The 23,636-nt window shown below is 58.7% G+C and carries 22 protein-coding genes; 20 read left to right on the top strand and 2 right to left on the bottom strand.

The annotated features are described in order from the left end of the window. Positions 1-3: 3 nt before the first annotated feature. From lptE to B9Z40_RS06290, 9 genes are all read left to right on the top strand, one after another. The gene (gene lptE / locus B9Z40_RS06330; RefSeq protein WP_100172381.1) at positions 4-543 is read left to right on the top strand and encodes an LPS assembly lipoprotein LptE; all 540 of its coding nucleotides are present in this window, start codon (positions 4-6) and stop codon (positions 541-543) included. A 22-nt stretch (positions 544-565) separates the two neighbouring features. Further along, positions 566-1,618: a DNA polymerase III subunit delta gene (gene holA, locus B9Z40_RS06325; protein ID WP_100172380.1), complete on the top strand. Its 1,053-nt coding sequence runs from the start codon at positions 566-568 to the stop codon at positions 1,616-1,618. Between the two features lie 78 nt (positions 1,619-1,696). After that, on the top strand, positions 1,697-2,677 hold the full coding sequence (locus B9Z40_RS06320; protein ID WP_100172379.1) for a tripartite tricarboxylate transporter substrate binding protein: 981 nt from the start codon (positions 1,697-1,699) through the stop codon (positions 2,675-2,677). Next, positions 2,677-3,978, top strand: coding sequence for a 3-isopropylmalate dehydratase large subunit (locus tag B9Z40_RS06315; RefSeq protein ID WP_100172378.1), 1,302 nt, complete (start codon positions 2,677-2,679; stop codon positions 3,976-3,978). Before B9Z40_RS06320 ends, B9Z40_RS06315 begins: the two co-directional genes overlap by 1 nt. After that, positions 3,968-4,477 carry a 3-isopropylmalate dehydratase gene (locus B9Z40_RS06310; RefSeq protein WP_100172377.1) on the top strand — a complete coding sequence of 170 codons (510 nt, stop codon included), beginning with the start codon at positions 3,968-3,970 and terminating at the stop codon, positions 4,475-4,477. Before B9Z40_RS06315 ends, B9Z40_RS06310 begins: the two co-directional genes overlap by 11 nt. Beyond that, complete coding sequence (locus B9Z40_RS06305; RefSeq protein ID WP_100172376.1) at positions 4,474-5,388, top strand: oxaloacetate decarboxylase; 915 nt, start codon at positions 4,474-4,476, stop codon at positions 5,386-5,388. Before B9Z40_RS06310 ends, B9Z40_RS06305 begins: the two co-directional genes overlap by 4 nt. A 52-nt stretch (positions 5,389-5,440) precedes the next feature. After that, positions 5,441-6,757: a glutamate-5-semialdehyde dehydrogenase gene (locus B9Z40_RS06300; RefSeq protein WP_369823414.1), complete on the top strand. Its 1,317-nt coding sequence runs from the start codon at positions 5,441-5,443 to the stop codon at positions 6,755-6,757. A 117-nt stretch (positions 6,758-6,874) separates the two neighbouring features. Beyond that, positions 6,875-8,170: a glutamate--cysteine ligase gene (gene gshA, locus B9Z40_RS06295; protein WP_100172375.1), complete on the top strand. Its 1,296-nt coding sequence runs from the start codon at positions 6,875-6,877 to the stop codon at positions 8,168-8,170. Between the two features lie 111 nt (positions 8,171-8,281). Continuing rightward, entirely contained in the window at positions 8,282-10,150 is a 1,869-nt protein-coding gene (locus B9Z40_RS06290) for a potassium transporter Kup (protein WP_199172499.1), read from the top strand. Here B9Z40_RS06290 and asd read toward each other — a convergent pair. After that, positions 10,147-11,004, bottom strand: coding sequence for an archaetidylserine decarboxylase (asd, locus tag B9Z40_RS06285; RefSeq protein WP_100172374.1), 858 nt, complete (start codon positions 11,002-11,004; stop codon positions 10,147-10,149). The two genes, B9Z40_RS06290 and asd, sit on opposite strands and share 4 nt — an antisense overlap. 71 nt (positions 11,005-11,075) lie before the next feature. Between asd and B9Z40_RS06280 the strand changes: the two genes are divergently transcribed. The 7 genes from B9Z40_RS06280 (at position 11,076) to B9Z40_RS06250 (ending at position 19,065) form a co-directional block, all read left to right on the top strand. Continuing rightward, a complete protein-coding gene (locus B9Z40_RS06280; RefSeq protein ID WP_100172373.1) occupies positions 11,076-12,005 on the top strand; it encodes an ATP-binding cassette domain-containing protein in 930 nt (309 codons plus the stop codon). Between the two features lie 2 nt (positions 12,006-12,007). Next, entirely contained in the window at positions 12,008-12,814 is an 807-nt protein-coding gene (locus B9Z40_RS06275) for an ABC transporter permease (protein ID WP_100172372.1), read from the top strand. Positions 12,815-12,961: 147 nt separating this feature from the next. Beyond that, a complete protein-coding gene (locus B9Z40_RS06270) occupies positions 12,962-13,735 on the top strand; it encodes a TorF family putative porin (RefSeq protein WP_100172371.1) in 774 nt (257 codons plus the stop codon). A 454-nt stretch (positions 13,736-14,189) separates the two neighbouring features. Then, on the top strand, positions 14,190-15,473 hold the full coding sequence (locus B9Z40_RS06265) for a sorbosone dehydrogenase family protein (protein ID WP_100172370.1): 1,284 nt from the start codon (positions 14,190-14,192) through the stop codon (positions 15,471-15,473). A gap of 116 nt (positions 15,474-15,589) precedes the next feature. Then, on the top strand, positions 15,590-15,883 hold the full coding sequence (locus B9Z40_RS06260) for a cytochrome c (RefSeq protein ID WP_233204806.1): 294 nt from the start codon (positions 15,590-15,592) through the stop codon (positions 15,881-15,883). A gap of 78 nt (positions 15,884-15,961) precedes the next feature. Then, positions 15,962-18,151, top strand: a complete 2,190-nt coding sequence (locus B9Z40_RS06255; RefSeq protein ID WP_100172369.1) for a TonB-dependent receptor domain-containing protein — start codon at positions 15,962-15,964, stop codon at positions 18,149-18,151. A gap of 65 nt (positions 18,152-18,216) precedes the next feature. Beyond that, positions 18,217-19,065 (top strand): 3-hydroxybutyryl-CoA dehydrogenase, encoded by an 849-nt coding sequence (locus tag B9Z40_RS06250; protein WP_100172368.1) that lies wholly within the window; start codon positions 18,217-18,219, stop codon positions 19,063-19,065. Here B9Z40_RS06250 and B9Z40_RS06245 read toward each other — a convergent pair whose 3' ends face one another. After that, entirely contained in the window at positions 19,066-19,698 is a 633-nt protein-coding gene (locus B9Z40_RS06245; RefSeq protein ID WP_158238060.1) for a Crp/Fnr family transcriptional regulator, read from the bottom strand. Between the two features lie 268 nt (positions 19,699-19,966). Between B9Z40_RS06245 and B9Z40_RS06240 the strand changes: the two genes are divergently transcribed. From B9Z40_RS06240 to B9Z40_RS06225, 4 genes are read left to right on the top strand one after another with little or no spacing between them, the layout of a single operon-like run. After that, positions 19,967-20,971, top strand: a complete 1,005-nt coding sequence (locus tag B9Z40_RS06240; protein WP_100172366.1) for an ABC transporter substrate-binding protein — start codon at positions 19,967-19,969, stop codon at positions 20,969-20,971. Positions 20,972-21,000: 29 nt separating this feature from the next. Further along, the gene (locus tag B9Z40_RS06235) at positions 21,001-21,801 is read left to right on the top strand and encodes an ABC transporter ATP-binding protein (RefSeq protein WP_100172365.1); all 801 of its coding nucleotides are present in this window, start codon (positions 21,001-21,003) and stop codon (positions 21,799-21,801) included. Then, the gene (locus B9Z40_RS06230) at positions 21,791-22,546 is read left to right on the top strand and encodes an ABC transporter permease (protein WP_100172364.1); all 756 of its coding nucleotides are present in this window, start codon (positions 21,791-21,793) and stop codon (positions 22,544-22,546) included. Before B9Z40_RS06235 ends, B9Z40_RS06230 begins: the two co-directional genes overlap by 11 nt. Positions 22,547-22,580: 34 nt before the next feature. Next, positions 22,581-23,630: a TauD/TfdA family dioxygenase gene (locus B9Z40_RS06225; RefSeq protein ID WP_100172363.1), complete on the top strand. Its 1,050-nt coding sequence runs from the start codon at positions 22,581-22,583 to the stop codon at positions 23,628-23,630. Positions 23,631-23,636: the final 6 nt, after the last annotated feature.

The raw sequence follows: 23,636 nt of genomic DNA, 5'->3' as shown, positions 1-23,636 counted from the left end.
CGCATGAAACCCACACGCCGATCTTTTTTGACCGTTTCAAGCGCCAGTCTTCTGACGGCGGGCTTGGCGGGCTGCGGGTTTCAGTTGAGACAAACCAATGATTTTGCGTTCAAGACCTTGTACGCAAACTTCTCGACCGCCTCACCTTTGGGTGTTGAACTGCGGCGCAATTTGTTGGGTTCGGGACGCATCGATCTGATGACCGACCCCAAGCAGATGCTCAAAGCGGACGCCATTTTGGACATCTTGAGCGAGACGCGCCAGCAAGTGCCAGTCGGTGTGAGTGCAACAGGGCAGATGCGTGAGTTGCAATTGCGCTTGCGCGTGAACTTTCGCTTGCGCACGCCGCAGGGCGTGGAACTGATCGAGCCTGTTGAGCTTTTCCAGCAGCGTGATTTGAGTTTCACCGAATCGGCGGCGCTGTCCAAAGAAATCGAGCAAGGCATTTTGTACCGCGACATGCAGACGGACATCGTGCAGCAGATCATGCGACGCTTGTCGGCGGTCAAGTCGCGCAGCGTGCCCTCGGCTGCCAAGCCTTGATGCGGCCGCACTGAGCAGTCTCATGCAATTGACCCTTCCACAATTGGCAGCGCACCTGCAAAAGGGTTTGCGCAGCCTGTATGTTTTGCATGGCGACGAACCCTTGCTCATCCAGGAAGCGGCCGATGCCATCCGCGCCAACGCCCGTGCCCAGGGCTACACCGAACGCAGTGTGCACACCGTGTCGGGAGCGCATTTTGACTGGAGCGAAGTGCTGGCTGCAGGCGGCTCGCTCAGCCTGTTTGCCGACAAGCAAATTGTGGAAGTGCGTGTGCCCTCCGGCAAACCGGGCAAAGAAGGCAGCACCGCTATTCAGCAATTGGTCGCTTCGGCCCAAGGCAACGACAGCACCCTGACCTTGTTCATCTTGCCTCGCCTGGATGCGGCGACCCGCAAAGGGGCCTGGTTTGGCGCACTCGAAAACGGTGGCGTGTCGATTCAGGTCGACCCCGTGGACCGCAGCGCATTGCCCCAGTGGATCGCGCAGCGCTTGCAGCAGCAAGGTCAGCGCGTGGTGGCGGGTGAAGAAGGTCAGCGAACCTTGCAGTTTTTCGCCGACCGTGTGGAGGGCAATTTGCTGGCCGCGCACCAAGAAATTCAAAAACTGGGCTTGCTGCACCCCGCGGGCGAACTCAGCCAAGAACAAGTCGAATCTGCAGTGGTCAATGTGGCCCGTTACGACGTGTTCAAGTTGTCCGAAGCCGTGTTGTCTGGTCAAGTGGAGCGGGTGCAGCGCATGCTCGACGGCCTGCAGGCCGAAGGCGAAGCGGCGGTGCTGGTCCACTACACGCTGGCCGAAGACATCCGAGCCTTGAAGCGGGTGAAAGACGCCATGGCCAGTGGCAAACCCTTGCCCATGGCGCTGCGAGAGCAGCGTGTGTGGGGCGCGCGTGAACGTTTGTTTGAGCGCGTGCTGCCTCGAATGACCGAGTCTCGTCTGAATGGCATGTTGCAATCGGCCCATCTGGTGGATGGCATTGTCAAAGGCCTGAAAGTGCCCGAGTGGCCGACCGACGGCTGGCAGGCTTTGAAGCGCTTGGCGATGCGCATGAGTTGGGTCTGCGCCCTGCGTTGACAACTTGTCGCCAATGTGAAACTCGCTCACAGGCCTTGCTCTAAACTGAGCCGTTTTGATCCCTACCAAGGTGGCTGCATGATCTTTCAACGCCGATTCATCCTCACCCTGTGCGCAGTATGGGGTGCCATCGTCAGCAATTCAGGGTGGGCGCAATCGGACAACTTTCCGACGCAGCCGATCAAACTGCTCATCGGATTCGCCCCGGGTGGCAGTTCGGACACCGTGGCCCGGATCATGGCGCCCAAGTTGGGTGAATTGCTCAAGCAAAGCATCGTCATCGACAACAAGCCGGGTGCAGGCGGCAACATTGCGACCGACCTGCTCATCAAGGCGCCCGCCGATGGCCACACCATCATGCTCGGCACCGTGGGATCGATTTCGGTGAACCAGCATTTGAACAAGCTGAGTTACAACCCCATCACCGACATGGCGCCTCTGAGCATGGCCGTGATTTTTTCCAATGTCTTGGTGGTCAATGCAGCCAGCGATGTCCGCAATTTTGACGATTACATCAAGCAGGGGCGTCAAGAAAACTCACGCTTGTCGTTCGGTTCATCGGGTGTGGGCAGCGGCGGGCACCTGGCCGGTGAGCTGATCAAGGCCGCAGCGGGGCTGAACACCCAGCATGTGGCGTATCGCGGCGGTGCGCCTGCGATGAACGATTTGCTCGGTGGCGTGCTGCCGTCTATTTTTTCCAGTCCCACCGATGCGGTTCAGCATATTCAAACGGGCAAACTTCGCCCTATCGCCACGACTGGTAGCAAGCGCTTAGAGGCACTGCCGAATGTGCCCACGATGGCCGAATCGGGTTACCCCGGCTTGGAGGCGGTGAACTGGTATGGGTTTGCCGCACCTTTGCGCACCCCACCCGAAGTGGTTAAAAAATTGAACACAGCCTTGGTCATGACCCTGAAAGACCCTGGTGTGGTGGCGCAGTTGCGCAAACTGGGCTTGGAGCCTTCACCTTCCACGCCGGACGAAGCCGCCAAATATTTCCGCAATGAAAGCGACAAATGGGGCGCTTTGATTCGCAAAGCCAAAATCAAGGCAGAGTAATGAAACAAACACACGCGGCCACCATGGCCGAAAAAATATTGGCCCGCCACGCCGGCTTGGACCATGTCAACGCTGGCGACATCGTGGTGGCCAAGGTGGATTTTGCGATGGTGCACGATGCGCGCGCACCCAACGCCATCCGCATGGTGGACAAGATGGGGTTGACGCGATTGCCCTTTGCAGGAAAGACCGCTTGGGTGCTCGACCATTTCTCGCCACCGCCCACATTGGAAGCAGCGCAAGGGCACACCGCCATGCGCCAATTTGCCGAGCAGCACGGCAGTGTGCTTTACGACATTGGCGATGGCATTTGCCATCAGGTGATGCCAGAAGGTGGCCACCTGACCTGTGGCGATTTGATTGTTGGCACCGACACGCATTCCGTCACCTATGGGGCTTTTAATGCCTTGGGGACAGGCATTGAGGGCACAGACGTCACAGCAGTGATGTCCACAGGCAAGATTTGGTTTCGGGTGCCCGAGTCGGTGCGGGTGAACATACAAGGACGCTTGCAGCCGGGTGTTTGGGCCAAAGACCTCACCTTGTACATGCTGGGCCGTTTTGGCGCCGAGGGCCTGAATTACCGCGCCATTGAGTACGTGGGTTCGGCCGTCAGTGCCATGGAAATCGACGACCGCATGACACTGGCCAACCATGCCGCCGAGTTGGGTGCCAAAGCGGCCATTCTGGAAGCCGATCAAAAAACATTCGATTGGCTGGCACGCCACGGCGCCAAACCGCCGCAAGCCGTGACGGCCGACGAAGGGGCTGTATATGCCGATCGGTTTGAGATCGACGCGTCGCAGCTGGCACCACAAGTGGCCCGCAAACACTCGGTGGATGACATCGTGGCGGCCTCAGAAGTGGTGGGTCAGAAAATCAACTTTGCCCTCATCGGTACCTGCACCAATGGCCGCTTGGACGACATCCGTCAAGCAGCGGCCATTTTGAAAGGCCGTCATGTGGCCAAAGGCGTGCGCATGATCATCACCCCTGCATCGCGTCAAATTTATTTGGCTGCGGCGCGCGAAGGCCTGATCGAGGCCTTGACCGAAGCGGGTGCTTCGGTGGAGGCAGCTGGCTGCGGTACTTGTGTGGGCATCACCAATCACCTGATTCCGGGTGATCGAGAGGTGGTGATCTCCAGTGCCAACCGCAATTTCCAAGGCCGTTTGGGCAACCACGAAGCCGACATCTGGTTGGGTTCTGCGGCCACGGTGGCGGCATCGGCCTTGACTGGGCGCATCACCGATCCCCGCACTGTGCCCGGTGGCCAATGGGAGGCTTCACATGTCCAATGACCTGATTGGCGGGCGCGTTTACTTGTTGGGTGACGACGTGAACACCGACTTGAATTGCTCTGGCAAATACCTGCCTGGCAAAGACGAGGCGTTCATTGCTGCACAAGCTTTTGAGGCCGTATCGCCTGGTTTTGCCAAGCGGTTTGTGCCCGGCGGTGTGATCGTTGCGGGCACCCATTTCGGCATCAACTCGTCGCGTGAGCAAGCCGTTCATATTTTGAGGCGCATGGGGGTGAGCGCCATTGTGGCCCCTTCATTTGGTCGTCAGTTCTTTCGCAATGCCATCAACAATGGCCTGCCCGTGGTGGAGTGCGACATCGATGGCTTGCTGGATGGCGACGAGATCACCATCGATTTGGCCGCGCCTTCCTTGTGCGTTCAAGCCAAACAGATCCAGCGGCCGCTGAGAGCTGTGCCCAAGGCCATCCGCGCGATTTTGCAAGAAGGTGGCTTGATTCCGTTTTTGAAGAAATACCCTGATTGGGAAGTGCCCGTATGACGACTGAGAATCCTGTCGGGCGCGTGACCCGATTGCGCCAAGCCTTGCGTGCCCGACTGTCGGCTGCCCGCACGGGCCCTGCACTGGTGGCACCGGGCGTCTATGACGGTTATGGCGCCCGCATGGTTGCACAACTCGGCTTCGAGGCCGTCTATATGACGGGCAACGGTGTGTCAGCCAGTTTGTTGGGACGGCCCGATGTCGGTTTGGTCGATTTGTCGCTGATCTCTGCGCACGCCCGTCGCGTGGCAGCCTGCATGGACCTGCCTGTGATTTGCGATGCCGATACCGGCTACGGCGGTGTGGTGGCTGTGCGTCGCACCATCGAGGAGTTTGAAGCTGCGGGTGTGGCGGCCATTCACATCGAAGACCAGATTTCACCCAAGCGCTGCGCCCAGTTGCCTGGCGCACGCACAGTGCTGCCGTTTCGGGAGGCCGTGGCCAAAATCGAAGCCGCTGTGGCCGCCCGCAACGACCCGTCTTTCATGGTCATTGCACGCACCGACAGCGTCGGTTCGGGCGGCTTGGCTGAAGGCATTTTGCGCGCCCAAGCCTTTGAAAAAGCGGGTGCGGACGCCGTGTTTGTCGAGCTCAAAGCCCACGACGGGATCTTGGCGGACATCCGTCAAATTGCCGATGCCATCTCCATTCCGTGTACCGTGAACATCGATGCAGGCGGGCCCTTGGCCACGCTGCACAGTCGCGATCTGCACACCCATGGCATTGGTTTGGCCATTTATCCGGCCTTGCTTCGCAATGCCCTGGGTTTTGCCATGCGCGATGCCTTGGATCACCTTCGCACCGATGGCCACACACAAGGGGTTCGACCGCGCATGCTGAGCAGTCAGGAGTACAACGCGTGCTTGGGGCTGCCCGAGGTGGAGGCTTGGGAGGCGCGTTTCCCGTTTTGATGGGCATGGGGTGCCTTGTGGCAGGGTGGCCAGACAATGCGAAAATGCAGCCATGAATTCCGCAACGACAGCCCACCCATCGCCCACACCTGTGCATGCCAGCCTGGAGGCCCATATCCAGGCCCTGGGCCAGCAGGCCAAAACAGCCTCGGCCCTGATGGCCAAGGCTTCGGCTGCCACCAAAAACCAGGCCTTGCGCCATTTGGCTGCTTTGCTGCGTGCCAACACCGATGCTTTGCAGTTGGACAACGCCAAAGATTTAGAGCGCGCCCGGGCCGCGGGCTTGGCCGAACCCATGGTGGACCGCCTCAAACTCACCCCCAAAGTGCTGGAGACCTGCGCTCAGGGCTGTGAGCAGTTGGCGGCCATGCCCGATGTGATCGGCGAGGTCCTTGGCATGAAGCAGATGCCCAGCGGCATCCGTGTGGGCCAGATGCGGGTACCTATTGGCGTGTTTGGCATGATTTTCGAGAGCCGCCCCAACGTGACGATTGAGGCGGCCAGCCTGTCGATCAAGAGCGGCAACGCCTGCATCTTGCGCGGCGGCTCCGAGGCGATTGAATCGAACAAGGCCTTGGCCAAGCTGGTGCAGCTGGCGCTGACCGAGAGCGGTTTGCCGCTGGACGCCGTGCAACTGGTGCAAACCACCGACCGCGCCGCTGTGGGACAGCTCATCACCATGCCACAGTATGTGGACGTGGTCATCCCGCGTGGCGGCAAGGGCTTGATCGAGCGGATCAGCGCCGAAGCCAAGGTGCCGGTCATCAAGCACCTGGACGGCAACTGCCACACCTATGTGGACGATCCGTGCGACACCGACATGGCCGTGAAGGTGACTGACAACGCCAAAACTCAAAAGTACAGCCCCTGCAACGCCAGCGAAAGCCTGTTGGTGGCGCGTGGTGTTGCGGCAGAATTTTTGCCCAAAATCGGTGCGGTCTATGCCGCCAAAGGTGTGGAGATGCGCTGCTGCCCCAAGGCCAAGGCCATCCTGAGCCAAGTTGCTGGTGCCAACCTCAAAGACGCGACCGAGCAGGACTGGTTTGAGGAATACCTCGCACCCATCATCAGCATCAAGGTGGTCGAAGGCGTGGATGAGGCGATTGCCCACATCAACCACTTCAGCAGCCACCACACCGATGCCATCCTGACCCGCGACCACCTGCATGCCCAGCGTTTTTTGCGCGAGGTGGATTCGGCCAGCGTCATGGTCAACACCAGCACCCGTTTTGCCGATGGTTTTGAGTATGGATTGGGGGCCGAAATCGGCATTTCCACCGACAAATTCCATGCCCGCGGTCCGGTTGGTATTGAAGGCCTGACCTCACTCAAATACGTCGTGCTGGGTGAGGGTGAAGTCCGCAGTTGATCGGACCACCTTGTGTGGTCCGGCCGACATGCCCTTTGTGACCTGTCCGGTAAGCGCTTGCAAAACAGCCAACCAGCCCCATATCATTTCTTAGTTTCAGCCCCATAAAGGTCGCCCATGGTTCCCCATCTCGTCACTGCCCTGACCGGCCCCATCAATGAGCTGGAGCAGCGCATTTTGGACTCCATGCCCGCGATCGAACGCTGGTTTCGTCTGGAATGGATGGAGCACACCCCCCCTTTCTACACTTCTGTCGACATCCGCAACGCCGGTTTTAAGCTCGCCCCCGTGGACACCAACCTCTACCCCGGTGGTTGGAACAACTTGACGCCCGAGATGCTGCCATTGGCCGTCCAGGCTGCGCAAGCAGCCATTGAAAAAATCTGCCCCGAAGCCAAAAACCTGCTGATCATCCCTGAGAACCACACGCGCAACACTTTCTATTTGGCCAACGTGGCGCAATTGCAGCGCATCTTCCACATGGCTGGACTGAACGTGCGCTTGGGCTCGATCAACCCTGAGATCAAAGAAGCCACCACCATCGAGTTGCCCAACGGCGAGAGCGTGACGTTGGAGCCGGTCGTGCGCAGCCAGCACCGCTTGGGCCTCAAAGACTTTGACCCTTGCACCATCTTGCTCAACAACGACTTGTCGGCCGGTGCCCCGGGCATATTGGAAGAGCTGCACGAGCAATTTTTGCTGCCACCCTTGCATGCCGGCTGGAGCGTGCGGCGCAAAACCAAGCATTTCGAATGCTACGAAGAAGTGGCCAAACGTTTTGGCAAGCTGCTGGGCATTGACCCGTGGCTCATTAACCCGATGTTCAGCCAGTGTGGCGATGTGAACTTTGCCGAAGGCACGGGCATGGACTGCTTGCGCAGCAACGTGGACGCGCTGCTGACCAAGATCAAGCGCAAGTACAAGGAATACGGCATCAACGAAAAGCCGTTTGTGGTCGTCAAGGCCGACAACGGCACTTACGGCATGGGCATCATGACGGTGCGCGATGTGGCGGACTTGGATGTCCTGAACCGCAAGACCCGCAACAAGATGAACGTCATCAAGGACGGCCAGACCGTCAACGACGTGATCATCCAAGAGGGCGTGCTGACCAACGAACGCATCAACGACGCGGTGGCCGAGCCGGTCGTTTACATGATGGACCGCTATGTGGTGGGCGGTTTTTACCGCGTGCATGCCGAGCGCGGTGTAGATGAAAACCTGAACGCGCCGGGCGCCAGCTTTGTGCCTTTGGCCTTTGCCGACACCCCCCATTTGCCTCAGCCTGGCGTCAAACCCGGGGCCAGTGTGCCCAACCGCTTTTACATGTATGGCGTGATTGGCCGTTTGGCCATGTTGGCGGCCAGTTACGAGCTGGAAGCCACCGATCCGGAGGCCGAGGTTTACGACTGAAGTTGTTGCACTGCAACAAAATCTTAGGATGAGCGGTGACACAGAGCCGCCATTGGGCGCAAAATAGCGAACTTCAAGACTAAGCGCCTGATCCCGGTCAGGCCATTTTTTGTGTCCTCAACAAAATCCTCTCTCGCCGCCCTGACACTGGGCGCCATTGGCGTGGTTTACGGCGATATCGGCACCAGCGTGCTGTACGCGATGAAAGAGGTGTTTGGCTCCGGCCATGTGCCGTTCACGCCCGAAAACGTCTACGGCATTCTCTCGATTTTCTTTTGGACGCTGACCACCATTGTGTCGGTCAAGTACGTGGTCTTGGTCCTTCGCGCCGACAACCATGGCGAAGGCGGACTGGTCGCCATGTTGGCGCTCGCTTCGCAATCGGTGAAGGACCGTCCTCGAACCCGCAAGGTGTTGCTGATCGTCGGTATTTTTGGCACTTGTCTGTTTTATGGTGACGGCGTCATCACACCCGCCATCTCCGTGCTGTCCGCCGTTGAAGGCCTGGAGATCATCTCCCCGAACTTCAAAAAGGCGGTGATCCCGCTCACCTTGGTCATCTTGTTCCTGCTGTTTTGGGTGCAAAAGCGCGGTACTGCGGGCATTGGCAAATTCTTTGGTCCGATCACGCTGGTCTGGTTTCTCGCCATTGCCGTCTTGGGTGTCTCGCACATCGTGCAGCGCCCCGAGATCCTTTTGGCCATTAGCCCACATTACGCGCTGGGCTTCATGTGGAATGAGCCAGGTATCACTTTCATCATTTTGGGCGCTGTGGTCCTGTGCGTGACTGGTGGTGAAGCCCTGTATGCCGACATGGGCCACTTTGGCAAAAAGCCGATCCGCCTGGCCTGGTTCAGCGTGGTCATGCCTTGCCTGACCCTGAACTACTTTGGCCAAGGTGCTTTGCTTCTGTCCAACCCTGAAGCTGTGAAAAACCCGTTTTACATGATGGCACCCGACTGGGCCCTGGTGCCTTTGGTGGGTCTGGCCACGATGGCCACGGTCATTGCCTCGCAAGCGCTGATTTCTGGCGCTTTCAGCGTGACCAAGCAGGTCATTCAGTTGGGCTATCTGCCCCGACTGGAAGTGCAGCACACCAGCGAAACCGACACGGGACAAATCTACATGCCCTTCGTCAACTGGGGCCTGTTTGTGGCCATTGTGTTGGCCGTGGTCATGTTCAAGTCATCGAGCAACCTGGCGGCGGCCTATGGCATCGCCGTGTGCACCGACATGCTGATCACCACCGTGCTGACCTTTTATGTGATCCGTTACGCATGGAAATTGCCCTTGGCCTTGTGCATTGGCGCGACGGGCTTTTTCTTTGTGGTCGATCTGGCGTTTTGGGCCTCCAACATGCTCAAGCTGTTGGACGGTGGTTGGTTCCCGCTGTTCATTGGCGCCGTCGTGTTCACGCTGATGTTGACTTGGCACGATGGCCGTCGCTTGCTCAACGAATCTTTGCGCTCAGACGCTTTGCGTTTGCCTGATTTCTTGGATGCCGTCTTCGTTTCGCCGCCCACCCGCGTCGAAGGCACGGCTGTGTTTCTGACGGCCGAGACCGGTACCGTGCCCAACGCTTTGCTGCACAACCTCAAGCACAACAAGGTGTTGCACGAGCGCAATTTGTTTGTCACGGTGCGCAGCCACGAGGTGCCGCGTGTGGACGTCGTTCAGCGCTTGGATGTGACGCCGCTCGGGCACGAATGCTGGCAAGTCATTGTCAACTATGGCTTCAAGGACAACCCCGACTTGCCGAGCGCCTTGGCCAGCATTGAAGGCGAGGGCTACAAGCTCGACCCGATGATGACCAGCTATTTCCTGTCACGCGACATCGTGATCCCCACGATTGGTGGTGGCATGGCCACTTGGCGTGAAAAACTCTTTGCCCAGATGCACCACAACGCCAGTGGTGCGGCTGCGTTCTTGAACCTGCCCACCAACGGCGTGGTCGAGCTGGGTTCCAAAATCGAGATTTAAACCAGCGAGCCCATCGCCTCGCCCATGACGATCGGGCGAGCGGGTGTCCAGTCGGCTTTGAACTGCATCATCCCTTCGGGGAAGAGCATCACCACAGTGGAGCCGAGCAAAAAGCGGCCCATCTCTTCGCCTTGGTCCAGGGTGATGCTACCCATCTCGTAAGTCCATTCGCGCACTGTGCCGGGGCGTGGCGGGTTGACCACGCCGTGCCACACGGTGGCCATGCTGCCCACAATCGTCGCGCCCACCAGCACCATCACAAAAGGGCCGTGCTCGCCTTCGAACACACACACCACGCGCTCGTTGCGGGCAAACAGCCCTGGCACGCCACGGGCTGTGGTTGGGTTCACTGAAAACAGATCGCCCGGCACGTAAATCATGCGCGTGAGCCGTCCCGCGCAAGGCATGTGGATGCGGTGGTAGTCGCGCGGGCTGAGGTAAAGCGTGGCAAATTCACCGTCCTGAAACTGAGCCGCCAATGCTGCATCGCCCCCTACCAAGGCGCGTGTGCTGTAGCTGTGGCCCTTGGCCTGAAACACCTGATCGCCCGCGATCGGGCCGCACTGGCTGATGGCGCCGTCCACCGGGCTGACAAAAGTTGCAGAGGCCAATGGCCTGGCATCGCCACGCAAAGGGCGTGTGAAAAACTCGTTGAAGCTGGTGTAGCTGGCCGTGTCCGGGTTGGCCGCTTCGCTCATGTTCACGTTGTAGCGGCGCACAAAGCGGTCGATGATGCCCGTGGTCACACCACCCCATTGGCTGCCGGCCACCCAGCCCGCGAAGGCGGTCAGGGCTTGCTTGGGAATCAGGTACTGCGGCAAAACCGCCAGGCGGTCAGAAAAGGAGCTGGACATGTGGTGGCCGCAGGGGCGGTTCAGAAGAATGCCTTGATTTTATCGGGCCGCCCGCAGGCACAATCTCGTCCATGAACACCCCTTTGCTTTCGGTCGAACACCTGGTCAAACGCTACGGCGACACCACGGTGGTCAATGACCTGTCTTTCCACATCAACCCCGGCGAATGCCTGGGCGTGATCGGCCCCAACGGCGCGGGCAAAACCACCACGCTGCGCATGTGCCTGGGCTTGTCCCACCCTGATGGTGGCGATATCCGCTATTTCGATGGTTTGCAAATGCCCCGCGACGCCTTGGACATCAAAGCCCGCTTGGGCGTGGTCGCGCAAATGGACACGCTCGACCCGGACTTCAACGCCGAAGAAAACCTGCTGGCATTTGGCCGTTACTTTGGCCTGCCCGACGCGGTCATTCGCGAGCGTATCCCCCAACTGCTGGAGTTTGGTGCCCTCAGCCACAAAGCCAAAGCCAAGCCCGGCGAGTTGTCGGGCGGCATGAAGCGGCGCTTGAGCCTCGCCCGTGCCCTGATCAACCACCCTCAACTGCTGATGCTGGACGAACCCACCACGGGCCTGGACCCGCAAGCGCGTCACCTGATGTGGGAGCGTCTGCAGGTGCTGCTGCAAGAAGGCAAGTCCATTTTGCTCACCACCCATTTCATGGACGAAGCCGAGCGTTTGTGCTCTCGCCTCTTGGTGCTGGACCAAGGCCGCAAGATTGCCGAGGGTGCGCCACGCGATTTGATCGCCGAACACCTGGAGCCTGAAGTGGTGGAGGTCTTTGGCCAAGGCGCGGTGCCATTGGCGCAAGAGGCCAGCTTGAAGGCGCTGGCAGGGCGGGTCGAAGTCAGCGGCGAGACGGTTTTCTTCTACACCCAAGACAGCCGCGCCTTGATGCACGCACTCGAGGCCTGGCCCGCGCTGCGCACGCTGCACCGACCTTCCAACCTGGAAGACCTGTTCCTGAAATTGACCGGACGCCAGATCCGAGAGGAAGGCTGATCATGAGTCAAATTCAAAACAACATCTGGGCCGCGCCCCGCCTGTCCATGCGCTGGTGGCCCGTGTTCCAGCGCAACTGGCTGGTCTGGAAAAAACTCGCCATCCCCAGCTTGGTGGGCAACATCGCCGAGCCGCTCATGTGGCTGGTGGCCTTTGGCTACGGCATGGGTGCGCTCATTGGGCAGGTTGAGATGGGCGGCGAAAAAGTGCCTTACATCTTGTTCTTGGCCAGCGGCAGCATCTGCATGAGCGCCATGAACGCGGCGACCTTTGAGGCACTGTACTCGGCGTTCTCGCGCATGCATGTGCAAAAAACCTGGGATGGCATCATGAACGCCCCGGTGCGGCTGGACGACGTGGTGATGGCCGAAATGCTGTGGGCCGCCTTCAAAGCGCTGTTCACCGTCACGGCCATTTTGGGTGTGATGCTGGTCCTGAACATCAGCCACAGTTGGAAGCTGCTGGTGGCTTGGCCCGTGCTGCTGGGCGTGGGTATTACCTTCAGCTGCATGGCGCTGATCTTCAACGCGCTGGCCAAAGGCTACGACTTCTTCACCTATTACTTCACCCTGTTCCTCACGCCCATGATGTTCCTCTCGGGCATCTTTTTTCCGCGTGAGCAACTGCCCGGCTTTGTGCGTGTGGTCGCCGACTGGCTCCCACTGTCGGTGGCGGTGGATTTGGTGCGCCCGCTGTTTTTGGACCGCTGGCCAGACCAGCCGCTGCGCCATGTGCTGGTGCTGGCGGGCTTTGCGGTGGTGTCGTTCTGGATTGCGCTGGCCTTGACGAGGAAGCGTTTCAGGAGTTGACGCCCGACCAAGTGCTTCGTCGGAAATTGCGTTGGTTTATTGCAACATTGGAAAGTTGAAATATCTAAACCCACAATCATCAGGTAAAACCCTAATATTGGAATTTTCGTAAAAACCAATTCTTTCAATCCCTTGGAGTTCTCCCTCATGAAAAAAATCCTCGTTCCATCCTTGATCGCTTTGGCCATCGGTTCTTTGACTTCTGTGGCCCAAGCCCAAACAGCACCTGCTGCACCAGAAAGCACTTTGTCCTACAACGTGGGCGCTGTGACTGACTACCGTTACCGCGGCATTTCGCAAACCCGCGCCCAGCCAACAGTTCAAGGTGGTGCGGACTATGCCGATAAAAGCGGTTTTTACATTGGCGCTTGGGCTTCTGGCATCCAGTGGATCAAGGACACAGGCACCACCGTGGGCGTGGGCGGCATCAAGGGCCCGGTTGAAATCGACCTGTACGGTGGATACAAAGGCGCTGTGGGCGATGCGGCCTACGACGTGGGTTTCCTACGTTATGAGTACTCGGGCAACAACTTGGCCAAGGTCAGTGGCTTTGCCAACGCCAACACCAACGAGGTGTACGGTGCGGTGACCTACGGTTTGGTCACGGCCAAGTACTCGCACGCGATCTCCAACTTGTTTGGTAACCCCAACAGCAAGAACAGCTACTACGTGGACCTGAGCGCCAACTTTGACTTGGGCAACGGCTTCACCTTGGTGCCGCACTACGGCTACCAGAAAGTCAAAAACGTGGTCAATGCTTCTTACAGCGATTACGCACTGACTCTGAACAAAGACTTGGGCAACGGTCTGACGGCCAGCGCTGCTTTGGTGGGCACCAACGCCAACGAGCCTTTCTACACCTTGCTCAACAAGTACAACGGCAAGTCCGGTGCGGTTCTCGGCCTGAAATACGCCTTCTAATCAGGCGCACATCAACACTTGTCACCGCGCGGTGCAAGTGTTGATGCTTTTCTCTCAGACGGTCTAATTTGAAATTTCACCCTCAGATTTGCTTTTGGCAGGCAGGTCCATGCAGTGGTTTGACAGTCATCCATGACTGCGCAGTCGGCAGTGGCGGCCCATCGCCGCACAGCTAATCCCCCCCTCAAAACAGCCCTCCGTGGGTATGCGCACATTCCGTGAATTGCGCATTGAGCTTTAGCCAATTCTTCATTTGTCAGTCGCCAGAGAGACTGAAGTCGCGTACTTTTATTGCGTGAAATTTGAAAATTTTTTCAATTAAAAACCGCTTTTTAAAAGGGTTTTTACCAAGGCTTCGCGCAAAGCTTTGACTTAAATTGAATGGGCCAACTCCCGCACAACCGGGGGTTTCTAATGGCGATAGCGGATTTGAATCAACCATTAAAAACAGGAGATGACCTTGAAATTGACCCAACTCAGTGCTGCATTGCTCGCAGCCACGCTGGCCACAGGGGCCTATGCCCAAGCCGGCAAAGACAACCTCAACACCATGAAGCAGATGAAGGTCGCCACGACCGATCTGAACATTCCGGTGGTGCCACAAACCGGCCGCAATGCCGATGCCATCCGCAACAACCTGAAAAAGATCAAGATGCCCGACGGCTTCAAGATTGAACTGTTTGCGGTGGTGCCCGATGCTCGTCACATGGCCATTGCACCTTCCACCAACATGCTGTTTGTGGGCACTCGCAAGACCACCGTTTGGGCTGTGACAGACCGCAACAGCGACGGCATTGCCGATGAGGTGAAGTCGTTTGCGCCATCGCTCAACTTCAAAGTCCCCAATGGCGTGTGCTGGACCAAGGATGGCTTCTTGGTTGTGGCCGAACACAACCGGGTGCTGAACTTCCCGGCCGCTGAATTCTTCTACGAAGGCCCGGATGTTGCGGTCATCGAGGTGGTGCCACAAGGCAAACTGATCCCGACCGAGCACGAGTCTTACAACCACGGTGCGCGCACTTGCCGCATCGGACCAGACAACAAGTTGTATGTCACGCTGGGTCAGCCTTTCAACGTGCAGCCTGCTGACAAAGTCGATGAGTTCAATCGCCTGGGCATCGGCGGCATCGTGCGCATGGACCCCTTTGACGGCAGCGGCCGCGAGGTGTACAGCATCGGCATGCGCAACTCGGTGGGTCAGGACTTCAACCCCAAGGACGGAACCCTGTGGTGGACCGACAACCAGACCGACGGTTTGGGCAATGAGATTCCACCGGGCGAGCTGAACCGCTCCACCAAAAAGGGCGAGCATTTCGGTTATCCCTACTGGAATGGCAAGTACAAGGTGGCCGGCTCCCCCGCTGCACCTGACCTGAAGGACATGAAAGAGCCCGCCAACGCGGTCTTCCCACAAATTGAGTTCCCCGCGCACCAAGCGCAGCTGGGCATGACCTTCTACACAGGCAAGCAGTTCCCCGCCAAGTACCGTGGTGGCATTTTTGTCGCCTCGCATGGCTCTTGGAACCGCAGCCCCGCCAGTGGTGCGCTCATCAACTTTGTTTCTCTCAAAGCCGATGGCACCGCCGACAAGTCTGAAGTGTTTGCCGAAGGCTGGTTGAGCCCAGAAACCGGCACTTACATTGGTCGTCCTGTTGACGTGGCGGTCATGAAAGACGGCTCCATGCTGATCTCGGACGATTACGCGGGTGCGATCTACCGCGTGACCTACGGCAACTGATGCTTTGAAAGCACCAAGCACCCGCTTTCTAAGCGGGTGCTTTTTCTTGGATGAAAAGGATCAAGATGTTTTTAACCCAATCATTTCAACTGAGGTCTTGGGGTGTCTTTCTGGGCATGTGGATCTGCGCTCTGTCGCAGGGTCACGCTGCCGATGTCAAAGCCGGTCAAGTCAAAGCCGGCATGTGCGCCACTTGTCATGGGGCCAATGGTTTGTCCACCATGCCCAATGCACCGCACCTCGCTGGGCAGCCTGCAATCTATATCGAAGAGCAGCTCAAGCAATACCGCAGCGGTAAGCGATCGAACGAGGTGATGGCCGTGATGGCCAAGCCGCTGACAGACAAAGAAATTGAAGATTTGGCGGCTTGGTATGCTTCCATTCCCATTGAGGTCGGTCAGCCACGTTGAGCGCAGCGGCCGTTCAATCCAAGCAAAGCTGGCTTTGGTCGATGGGCCCATTTTTTTCAAGATCAGTCAAGCAAATTCATGAATTTCTCAATCGCCGCACCATGGATGCCCGCATGGGCTCTTTCACCTCGTCCAATCGCTTTGGCCATTGGCTTGCTGTGCGCAGCCAACGCGCAGGCTCAAGCGGAGTCTCAAGAAGCGACGCTGGCTGATGCGGGTGCGCTCTCCCCCATGTTGGTCACTGCAGGGCGCTCTGGCAGCGGGGTTTGGCGCGGTGCGGCATCGGTCGATGTGGTCGATGGCGAGACGCTGCGAGACGGGCAAGCACAGGTCAATCTGTCCGAAAGTTTGGGTCGTGTGCCGGGTCTGGTGATCCGCAACCGCCAAAACTATGCCCAAGACCTGCAAATATCCGTGCGCGGCTACGGCGCAAGAGCCACCTTTGGTGTGCGTGGTGTGCGCCTGTTTGTCGATGGCATTCCTGCCAGTGCGCCCGATGGTTCGGGTCAGGCGGCCAACTTCCCGCTGGGCAGCGCCGACCGGGTCGAAGTGGTGCGCGGACCCATGGCCGCACTTTACGGTGCATCGTCAGGTGGCGCTTTGTTGCTGTACACCGAAGACGGCCAGCAGCCCGCGCAATGGCGCACGGGTGTGGTGGCGGGTTCGGACGGCTTGTGGCGTGCTTCCACGCAGGCCACAGGCCAGACCGGTACACCTCAGGCCCCTGGCTGGTCGTATGCGGTGGATGTGAGCGGTTTTGCCACCGATGGCACGCGACCTCAGTCGGCCGCTGACCGCAGCACGGTCAATATGAAACTCTCGCGTCCTCACGAGGGTGGGCGCACGGTGCTGGTGTTCAACCTGCACAGCAGTTCGGCTTTGGACCCGCAAGGTCTCAGTCGTGCCGAATTGGACGCTAATCCAGACCAAACCAATGCAGCAGCGCTCAGCTTTAACACACGCAAAACGGTTGCACAAACGCAGCTGGGTCTGGCCTTTGAGCAAGCATTGGGCAATGGTCACAAATTGGAGTTGATGGGCTATGGGGGGCAGCGCCAGGTGGTGCAGTACCAGTCCATCACCACGGGTGCACAAATGCCCCCGGGCAGCTCGGGCGGTGTGATCGATCTGGACCGCGACTATTGGGGCTGGAATGCTCGCTGGCGGCATGAAGGCGATTGGCAAGGCGGCCGACTGTCGCTCAGCGCGGGCGTGGCATCGGATCTGCAAAGCGACAAGCGCAAAGGCTATGAAAACTTCATTGGCAGCACTTGGGGTGTTCAAGGCAAGCTGCGCCGCGACGAGGTCAACCGCGCCCAAACGCTGGACCCTTACCTGCAGGCCGAATGGCGCACCCAAGACCTGACGCTCATGGGCGGGGTGCGTCAAACACGCACCCAATACGAATCCCTCGACAGTTATATCGTGGGTGCCAACCGGGACGACAGCGGCAGTAAAAATTACCACGCTACTTTGCCCGTGTTGGGGGTTCGTTGGCAGCTGAACCCCTCTTTGCAGGCCTTTGCCAGCATCGGCAAGGGCTACGAAATTCCCACGCTCAACGAGGTGGCTTACCGCAGCGGCGGTGTGTCGGGTTTCAACACCGCGCTCAATGCTGCGCGCAGCACCAGTGCCGAGCTGGGTTTGCGCGGACGTGCTGACAAGCTTCGCTGGAGCGCGACCGCCTTCGATATCCGCACCGACGATGAGATCGTGGTGCAAAACAACACGGGTGGCCGCACCACATTCCAAAACGCCGGACGCACACTGCGCCAAGGCTTGGAGTTGGCGGGGGAGTGGCGCACGGGGCCTGTCACGCTGACATCGGCTTACACCTGGATGCGGGCGAATTACCAAGACGCCTTCATGACTTGCACCACCACGGGCTGCCCCAGCCCAAGCCCACAAGTGCAAGTGCCTGCGGGTCATCGCATCCCCGGATTGCCCATGCAGCAACTGTTCGCGCAAGCCGCCTGGGACACGGGCTGGGCTGGCAGCCGGGTGATGCTGGAGACGATTCACACAGGCCGTGTGATGGTCAACGACCTTAACACCGATTCAGCAAGTGCTTACACCTTGTTCAATTTGGCCCTTCAGTTCAAGCAAGAACGGGGTGATTGGACACTTCGTGAATTTGTTCGCTTGGACAACCTGACCGATCGCAAGCACGCAGGGTCGGTGATCGTCAACGATGGCAACGGCCGCTTCTTTGAGCCTGGCCCCGGTCGCAAACTGCTCTTGGGCTTAGAGGCGCAACGCAAGTTCTGAGGGGGTATGGGGCCCGTTAAGATCATTCCTTTTTAAGTCTCCCCCACTTTGAAGGAATGAATAACATGAGCATCCAAACCGTAGGCATCATTGGCGCAGGCACCATGGGCAATGGCATTGCACAGGCTTGCGCCGTTTCGGGCATCCAAGTGGTGATGGTCGACATTTCGGACGCGGCCGTGGCCAAAGGCGTTGCCACCGTGGCCAGCAGCTTGGACCGTCTGGTCAAGAAAGAAAAGATCAGCGAAGCCGACAAGGCCGCTGCGCTGGCCCGCATCCAAGGCTCCAGCAGCTACGACGACCTCAAGGGCGCCCAGCTGGTCATCGAAGCCGCCACCGAAAACCACGAACTCAAGGTCAAGATCTTGAAGCAGCTCGACGGCATGCTGGCTCCCAATGTGCTGATCGCGTCCAACACCTCGTCGATCTCGATCACCCAGCTGGCCGCCGCCACGCAGCGTGCGGACCGCTTCATTGGCATGCACTTCTTCAACCCCGTGCCCATGATGGCGCTGGTCGAAATTATCCGTGGCCTGCAGACCAGCGACGCCACCCACGACGCGGTGCATGAGCTGGCGCTGGCGCTGGGCAAGACGCCCATCACCGTCAAGAACGCCCCCGGCTTTGTGGTCAACCGCATCCTGGTGCCCATGATCAACGAAGCTTTCTTTGTGCTCGGCGAAGGCCTGGCAGAAGCCGAGGCCATTGACGCTGGCATGAAGCTCGGCTGCAACCAGCCCATTGGCCCGCTGGCGCTGGCCGACATGATCGGTCTGGACGTGTGCCTGGCCGTGATGGAGGTCTACCTCAAGGAGTACGGCGACAGCAAATACCGCCCCAGCCCCTTGCTCAAAGAAATGGTGGCGGCAGGCCGTTTGGGCCGCAAGACCGGGCAGGGTGTTTACAGGTATTGATCAAACGTTGTGTTTGACTGGCCGCAGCAGCACGATGTTGCGGTAGCCTAGCCGGATCAGGCCCTTGTCCTGAAAATTTTGAAGCTGCTGGTTGACCCGTTGGCGCGAGGCCATGGCGGCCTGCGCCAAGTCAGATTGGCTCACGCGCAGCTGCACGCCGTCGGTCACTTGCACGCTGTTGAACTTGGCAATGCGCTCCAAAGTGGCCCACACGCGCTGTTCCAGCGTGTGCATGCCCTGGTCGGCCAGGGTGTCAAACAATTGGTTGATGCGCAAACCCAAAATGCGCAGCAGGTCCACTGCCACGGTGGCGTCCTGGCTGATCAGCCCCAGCAGTTTGGCCCGCTCGATGTGCAGTACCTGGCTGGGACCAGCCGAGACCAGATCGGCCGGGTAGGTGGTTTCTGCAAACACCGAACTCAAGCCTGAAATCTCGCCGGGCAGCATCCAGCGCAGCAGTTGTTCTTCGCCCTCGGGGGTGGTCACGCTCACGCGCAACCGTCCTTTCATGAGCAGCAGCGCGGTGGAGATCGACTGGCCCCGGCTCAACACGACTTGCCCCTCTTGCCAATGGCGCAGCACGCCAATGCCTTCCAGGGCTTGGGCTGAGCGTTGTGTCAATGCAGAGTTCACCGACCAATTCTGTGATAGGGCGTCGACATCCATGTTTTTAAAAGCCAGGCCACGGGCTGCAGGGGTTGCTGAATTCATACTGCAAATAAAGATGTTGTCATCGTGACGGGTAAACCGTCGGAGGTGATCCAGTGCTGGGGTGCTCGATATTGAGTGCTTTCCCCTAAATTGTCACATCAGAAACAATTTGCGGCATCCGAGGGGAATTAAATCGGGACCTGAGAATTTGACGGCGATCAAGCCAGTACCCCAACCCCATGGAGACGACATGACCTTATCTGCCCCTGCCTTGCTTCGCACCGCCCTTGGTGCACTTGCCCTGTCACTGAGTTCCGCCGCCATGGCGCAAACCCAGACTTTGCGCATTCAGGACTACCCAGGCTTGGGCAATATGATCGTTCGTGTGGCGGTCGCCAACGGGTATTGCGAGAAAAATGGTCTCAAGTGCGAACTCAAAACCATCCCCGCAGGCCCCTTGGGCATCCAGACCCTGATGGCGGGCGACATTGACGTGGCCTTCGGCCCAGCCGAAGTGGTCATTCAGGCGGCGAACAAAGGGGCAGACCTCAAGATCATTGGCAACGCTGCGCGTGACAACATCTTCTTTTTGATGGCAGGTGCCCACACCGAAACCCCCAATGCCGCTAAAGGCTACCCCGCCGTCATGGCCGATCTCAAGGGCAAAAAGATTGGCGTCACAGCCCGTGGCTCCGGCGCTGAATTCCAGTTGCTCGATTTGCTCAAAGGTGCAGGTTTGTCGGGCAGCGATGTGACCATCGTGCCTGTTGGCGCACCCAATACCGCCTTGCCGGCCATTGCCAACAAGCAGATCGATGCAGTGATGCTCTTTGCGCCCATGGATGGCTTTTGTTCGGCCATGAAAGTCTGTCGCGTGATCGTGGACCCCCGCAAGGGCGAAGGCCCTGAAGCCATCACCAAACTCAACGGTGCATCGGGTCCGATGACGGTACGTGGCGATTTTTCGCAAAAGAATGGTGCTGCACTTGACGCGTTTGCCAAAGCCATGCGTGAGTCCGAAGCCTTTGTTCAAAACCCGGCCAACTTCAATGCGGTGCTGAAGGTCATCAACGATACATTCAAGATCGAAGGTCCTGCTGGTGCTGCCGCAGTCGAGGCTTCGCTGCGCAACTCGATCGGCGGCTCGCGCTTTGCCTTGGACCCTAAAGCTTTGCAGGCTGCGGCTGATTACCTCAGCAACACCAAGCAGATCGACAAGACCTTTGACACCAGCAAGATCTTGCAATTGCGCTGAGCGCTGCACAAGTTCACACGAACGACTGCATGAGCGGAGCAACTGAATTGAGCGTAAAGCCCCTGGCCATTGCTGCCGATGGCGTGCATTTGAGCTTCGACGGCACCAGCGAGGTGTTGTCCGATGTCTCGCTGCAAGTAAGGCAAGGTGAGTTTGTATCCCTTGTGGGCCCCAGCGGCTGTGGCAAAACCACACTGTTGAATCTGGCTGCGGGCTTGGTCCCCCACACGGGTAAAGGCAATTTAAAAGTGGGCGGCCTCGTGCCGCGTCAGGGCAACTCGCAGGTCGGCTATATGCTCGCCCGCGACAGCCTGATGCCCTGGAAAACGGCTTTGGGCAACGCCATGTTCGGCATGGAGGTGCGTGGCATACCGCGTACCCAAGCAGAGGAGCGTGCCCGCGTCATGTTGCAAGAAGTTGGCCTGGCCGGTTTTGAAAACGCTTTACCTAAAGCCCTATCGCATGGCATGCGCCAACGCGTGGCCTTGGCCCGCACCTTTTCTATGGGTTCTCCCCTGCTGCTGATGGACGAACCTTTTGGGGCACTGGATGCCCAAACCAAGCTGCAACTCGAAGACCTGTTGCTGCGCCTGTGCCAGCAGTACAAACAATCGGTGCTGTTCGTCACACACGACCTGTCGGAAGCGGTGGCTGTCTCGGACAGGGTGGTGGTCATGACCTCGCGCCCCGGCCGCATCGTGGCCGATATCGCCATCGACTTGCCTCGTCCGCGTTCGATTCGCGAACTGCAAAAAGACCCGCATTTCCACGAGCTGTATGCGCAGCTGTGGTCGCACCTGGAATCTGGCTGGAGCAAACATGAAGGCTGAAACCCTGCGCTGGGGTGGTGCCCACCTCTTGTTCATCGCCGTCTTGTTGGCGCTGGGCGAGTGGCTCACCGTCAACCGCTGGCTAGACCCGACTTTTGTCGGGCAGCCCAGCGGCGTGATTAAATTTTTGTGGAACAACATTGCGACGGGCAAGCTCTGGACCGACATGGGTTGGACCATGGCCGGCACGCTGATCTCTTTCTCTCTCGGCAGCACCGCTGCTCTGGCCGTGGGCCTGCTGTTTGTGGCTTTTCCGCAGGTTGAAAAATTCCTCGACCCTTATTTGAACGCCATGAACGTCATGCCCCGGATTGCTTTGGCACCGCTGTTCATACTTTGGTTTGGTTTGGGCCTGGGCTCCAAGATTGCGGTGGGCTGCAGTCTGACATTTTTCATCGTGCTGTCCAGCACGGTGGCTGGCATCCGTGGGGTGAGTCAAGACCACCTCACCCTTTGCAAAACCCTGGGCGCCAGCCCGGTGACCACCTTCTTTCAGGTGACCTTGCCCGGTGCTGTGCCGGTCATCTTCTCGGGCCTGCGCTTGGGTCTGATTTACGCCTTGTTGGGTGTGATCGGGGCCGAAATCATTGCCTCTGAAAAGGGTCTGGGCCAGTCGCTGGCCTACCTTGGCTCCACCTTTGAAGTCAATGGTGTGATGGCGCTGCTGCTGGTGCTGGCCCTGCTGGGCGTGGCTGTGGTGCGGACCATGACCTGGCTCGAAAAACGTTTGCTGCACTGGCAATGAGCCTGACTGCTCTGACACATCTAGGAGATAAAAAATGAAATACCGTCACATTCAGGTGGACCCCATGACCCCCACCATTGGCGGCATGATCAGCGGCGTTGACCTGAACAACACCCGCTCGGAGGACGTTTATGAAGAAATCAAGCAGGCGTTGTGGCAACACGGCGTGGTCTTTTTCCGCAAGCAGGCCTTGAAGCCTGAGGCCTACATTCGCTTGGGGGCTAATTTCGGTGAGATGGAGCAGCACGAGTTCTTCCCACACATCGAAGGTCATCCGCAAATTCAGCTGATCTCGAACCAAGGCCACGAAGCGCCCGAGACCGACCGCTGGCACACCGACGTGACCTTCCGCAAGAAGCCCAACATGGTCTCTATCCTGCGTATCACCGACTTGCCTCCCTCTGGCGGCGATACGATGTGGATGCATGCAGGAGCAGCGTATGACGCGCTCAATCCCGGCATGCAGCAGATGCTCGAAGGCCTGCAGGCCGACCACGACCTGCCTTGGCACTTCCGCCGCACCAACATCAATGAGCGCCTGGCACAGCGTGCCTCGGCCAAGAGCGGCATGATGGTGCAGGCCAGTGCACAGGAGTGCAAGATGATCGAGAACACGCCCACGGTGACCCACCCGGCGGTGATCACGCACCCCTACAACGGCCGCAAAATTTTGTTCGTCAACTCGATCTGGACCAAGCGTTTGCTGGGTATGCACATGGACCTGTCCGAGTCCGTGCTCAACATGCTTTACGAGTGGGTCAAAAAACCAGAATTCATGGTGCGCTTCCGTTGGGAAAAAGACTCCCTCGCCATGTGGGACAACTGCGCCACGCAGCACTACGCCGTGTTTGACTACGCGCCGCACTACCGCGCCGGTCAGCGCATGACCTGCGGCAGTTTTGTGCCCACGCTCAACCCCGGTGCTGCTGCCGCTGGTGGTCAGCCTTCGGTGATGCGTCAACTGCTGGACACCACCCGCATGCAAGCGGCCAGCCCGCGTGAGCAGCAGGCGGTGGAAGCCATTTTCAGCGCCCTGGAAAACGTGGACCTGAACGCCGTGGCCAACGCCGCTCAGCGCCGTTGAATCTGG

Source organism: Limnohabitans sp. 15K, from assembly GCF_002778285.1.
GTDB lineage: Bacteria > Pseudomonadota > Gammaproteobacteria > Burkholderiales > Burkholderiaceae_C > Limnohabitans_A.
Note: the sequence above shows the minus strand (reverse complement) of the source record. Positions and strands in the feature narration are given on the sequence as shown.

What these genes read in the sequence shown, in the direction of transcription:
- lptE (WP_100172381.1), top strand. Translation starts at nt 4, where the DNA reads ATGAAACCCACACGCCGATCTTTTTTGACCGTTTCAAGCGCCAGTCTT.
- holA (WP_100172380.1), top strand. Translation starts at nt 566, where the DNA reads ATGCAATTGACCCTTCCACAATTGGCAGCGCACCTGCAAAAGGGTTTG.
- B9Z40_RS06320 (WP_100172379.1), top strand. Translation starts at nt 1,697, where the DNA reads ATGATCTTTCAACGCCGATTCATCCTCACCCTGTGCGCAGTATGGGGT.
- B9Z40_RS06315 (WP_100172378.1), top strand. Translation starts at nt 2,677, where the DNA reads ATGAAACAAACACACGCGGCCACCATGGCCGAAAAAATATTGGCCCGC.
- B9Z40_RS06310 (WP_100172377.1), top strand. Translation starts at nt 3,968, where the DNA reads ATGTCCAATGACCTGATTGGCGGGCGCGTTTACTTGTTGGGTGACGAC.
- B9Z40_RS06305 (WP_100172376.1), top strand. Translation starts at nt 4,474, where the DNA reads ATGACGACTGAGAATCCTGTCGGGCGCGTGACCCGATTGCGCCAAGCC.
- B9Z40_RS06300 (WP_369823414.1), top strand. Translation starts at nt 5,441, where the DNA reads ATGAATTCCGCAACGACAGCCCACCCATCGCCCACACCTGTGCATGCC.
- gshA (WP_100172375.1), top strand. Translation starts at nt 6,875, where the DNA reads ATGGTTCCCCATCTCGTCACTGCCCTGACCGGCCCCATCAATGAGCTG.
- asd (WP_100172374.1), bottom strand. Translation starts at nt 11,004, where the DNA reads ATGTCCAGCTCCTTTTCTGACCGCCTGGCGGTTTTGCCGCAGTACCTG.
- B9Z40_RS06280 (WP_100172373.1), top strand. Translation starts at nt 11,076, where the DNA reads ATGAACACCCCTTTGCTTTCGGTCGAACACCTGGTCAAACGCTACGGC.
- B9Z40_RS06275 (WP_100172372.1), top strand. Translation starts at nt 12,008, where the DNA reads ATGAGTCAAATTCAAAACAACATCTGGGCCGCGCCCCGCCTGTCCATG.
- B9Z40_RS06270 (WP_100172371.1), top strand. Translation starts at nt 12,962, where the DNA reads ATGAAAAAAATCCTCGTTCCATCCTTGATCGCTTTGGCCATCGGTTCT.
- B9Z40_RS06265 (WP_100172370.1), top strand. Translation starts at nt 14,190, where the DNA reads ATGACCTTGAAATTGACCCAACTCAGTGCTGCATTGCTCGCAGCCACG.
- B9Z40_RS06260 (WP_233204806.1), top strand. Translation starts at nt 15,590, where the DNA reads ATGTGGATCTGCGCTCTGTCGCAGGGTCACGCTGCCGATGTCAAAGCC.
- B9Z40_RS06255 (WP_100172369.1), top strand. Translation starts at nt 15,962, where the DNA reads ATGAATTTCTCAATCGCCGCACCATGGATGCCCGCATGGGCTCTTTCA.
- B9Z40_RS06250 (WP_100172368.1), top strand. Translation starts at nt 18,217, where the DNA reads ATGAGCATCCAAACCGTAGGCATCATTGGCGCAGGCACCATGGGCAAT.
- B9Z40_RS06240 (WP_100172366.1), top strand. Translation starts at nt 19,967, where the DNA reads ATGACCTTATCTGCCCCTGCCTTGCTTCGCACCGCCCTTGGTGCACTT.
- B9Z40_RS06235 (WP_100172365.1), top strand. Translation starts at nt 21,001, where the DNA reads ATGAGCGGAGCAACTGAATTGAGCGTAAAGCCCCTGGCCATTGCTGCC.
- B9Z40_RS06230 (WP_100172364.1), top strand. Translation starts at nt 21,791, where the DNA reads ATGAAGGCTGAAACCCTGCGCTGGGGTGGTGCCCACCTCTTGTTCATC.
- B9Z40_RS06225 (WP_100172363.1), top strand. Translation starts at nt 22,581, where the DNA reads ATGAAATACCGTCACATTCAGGTGGACCCCATGACCCCCACCATTGGC.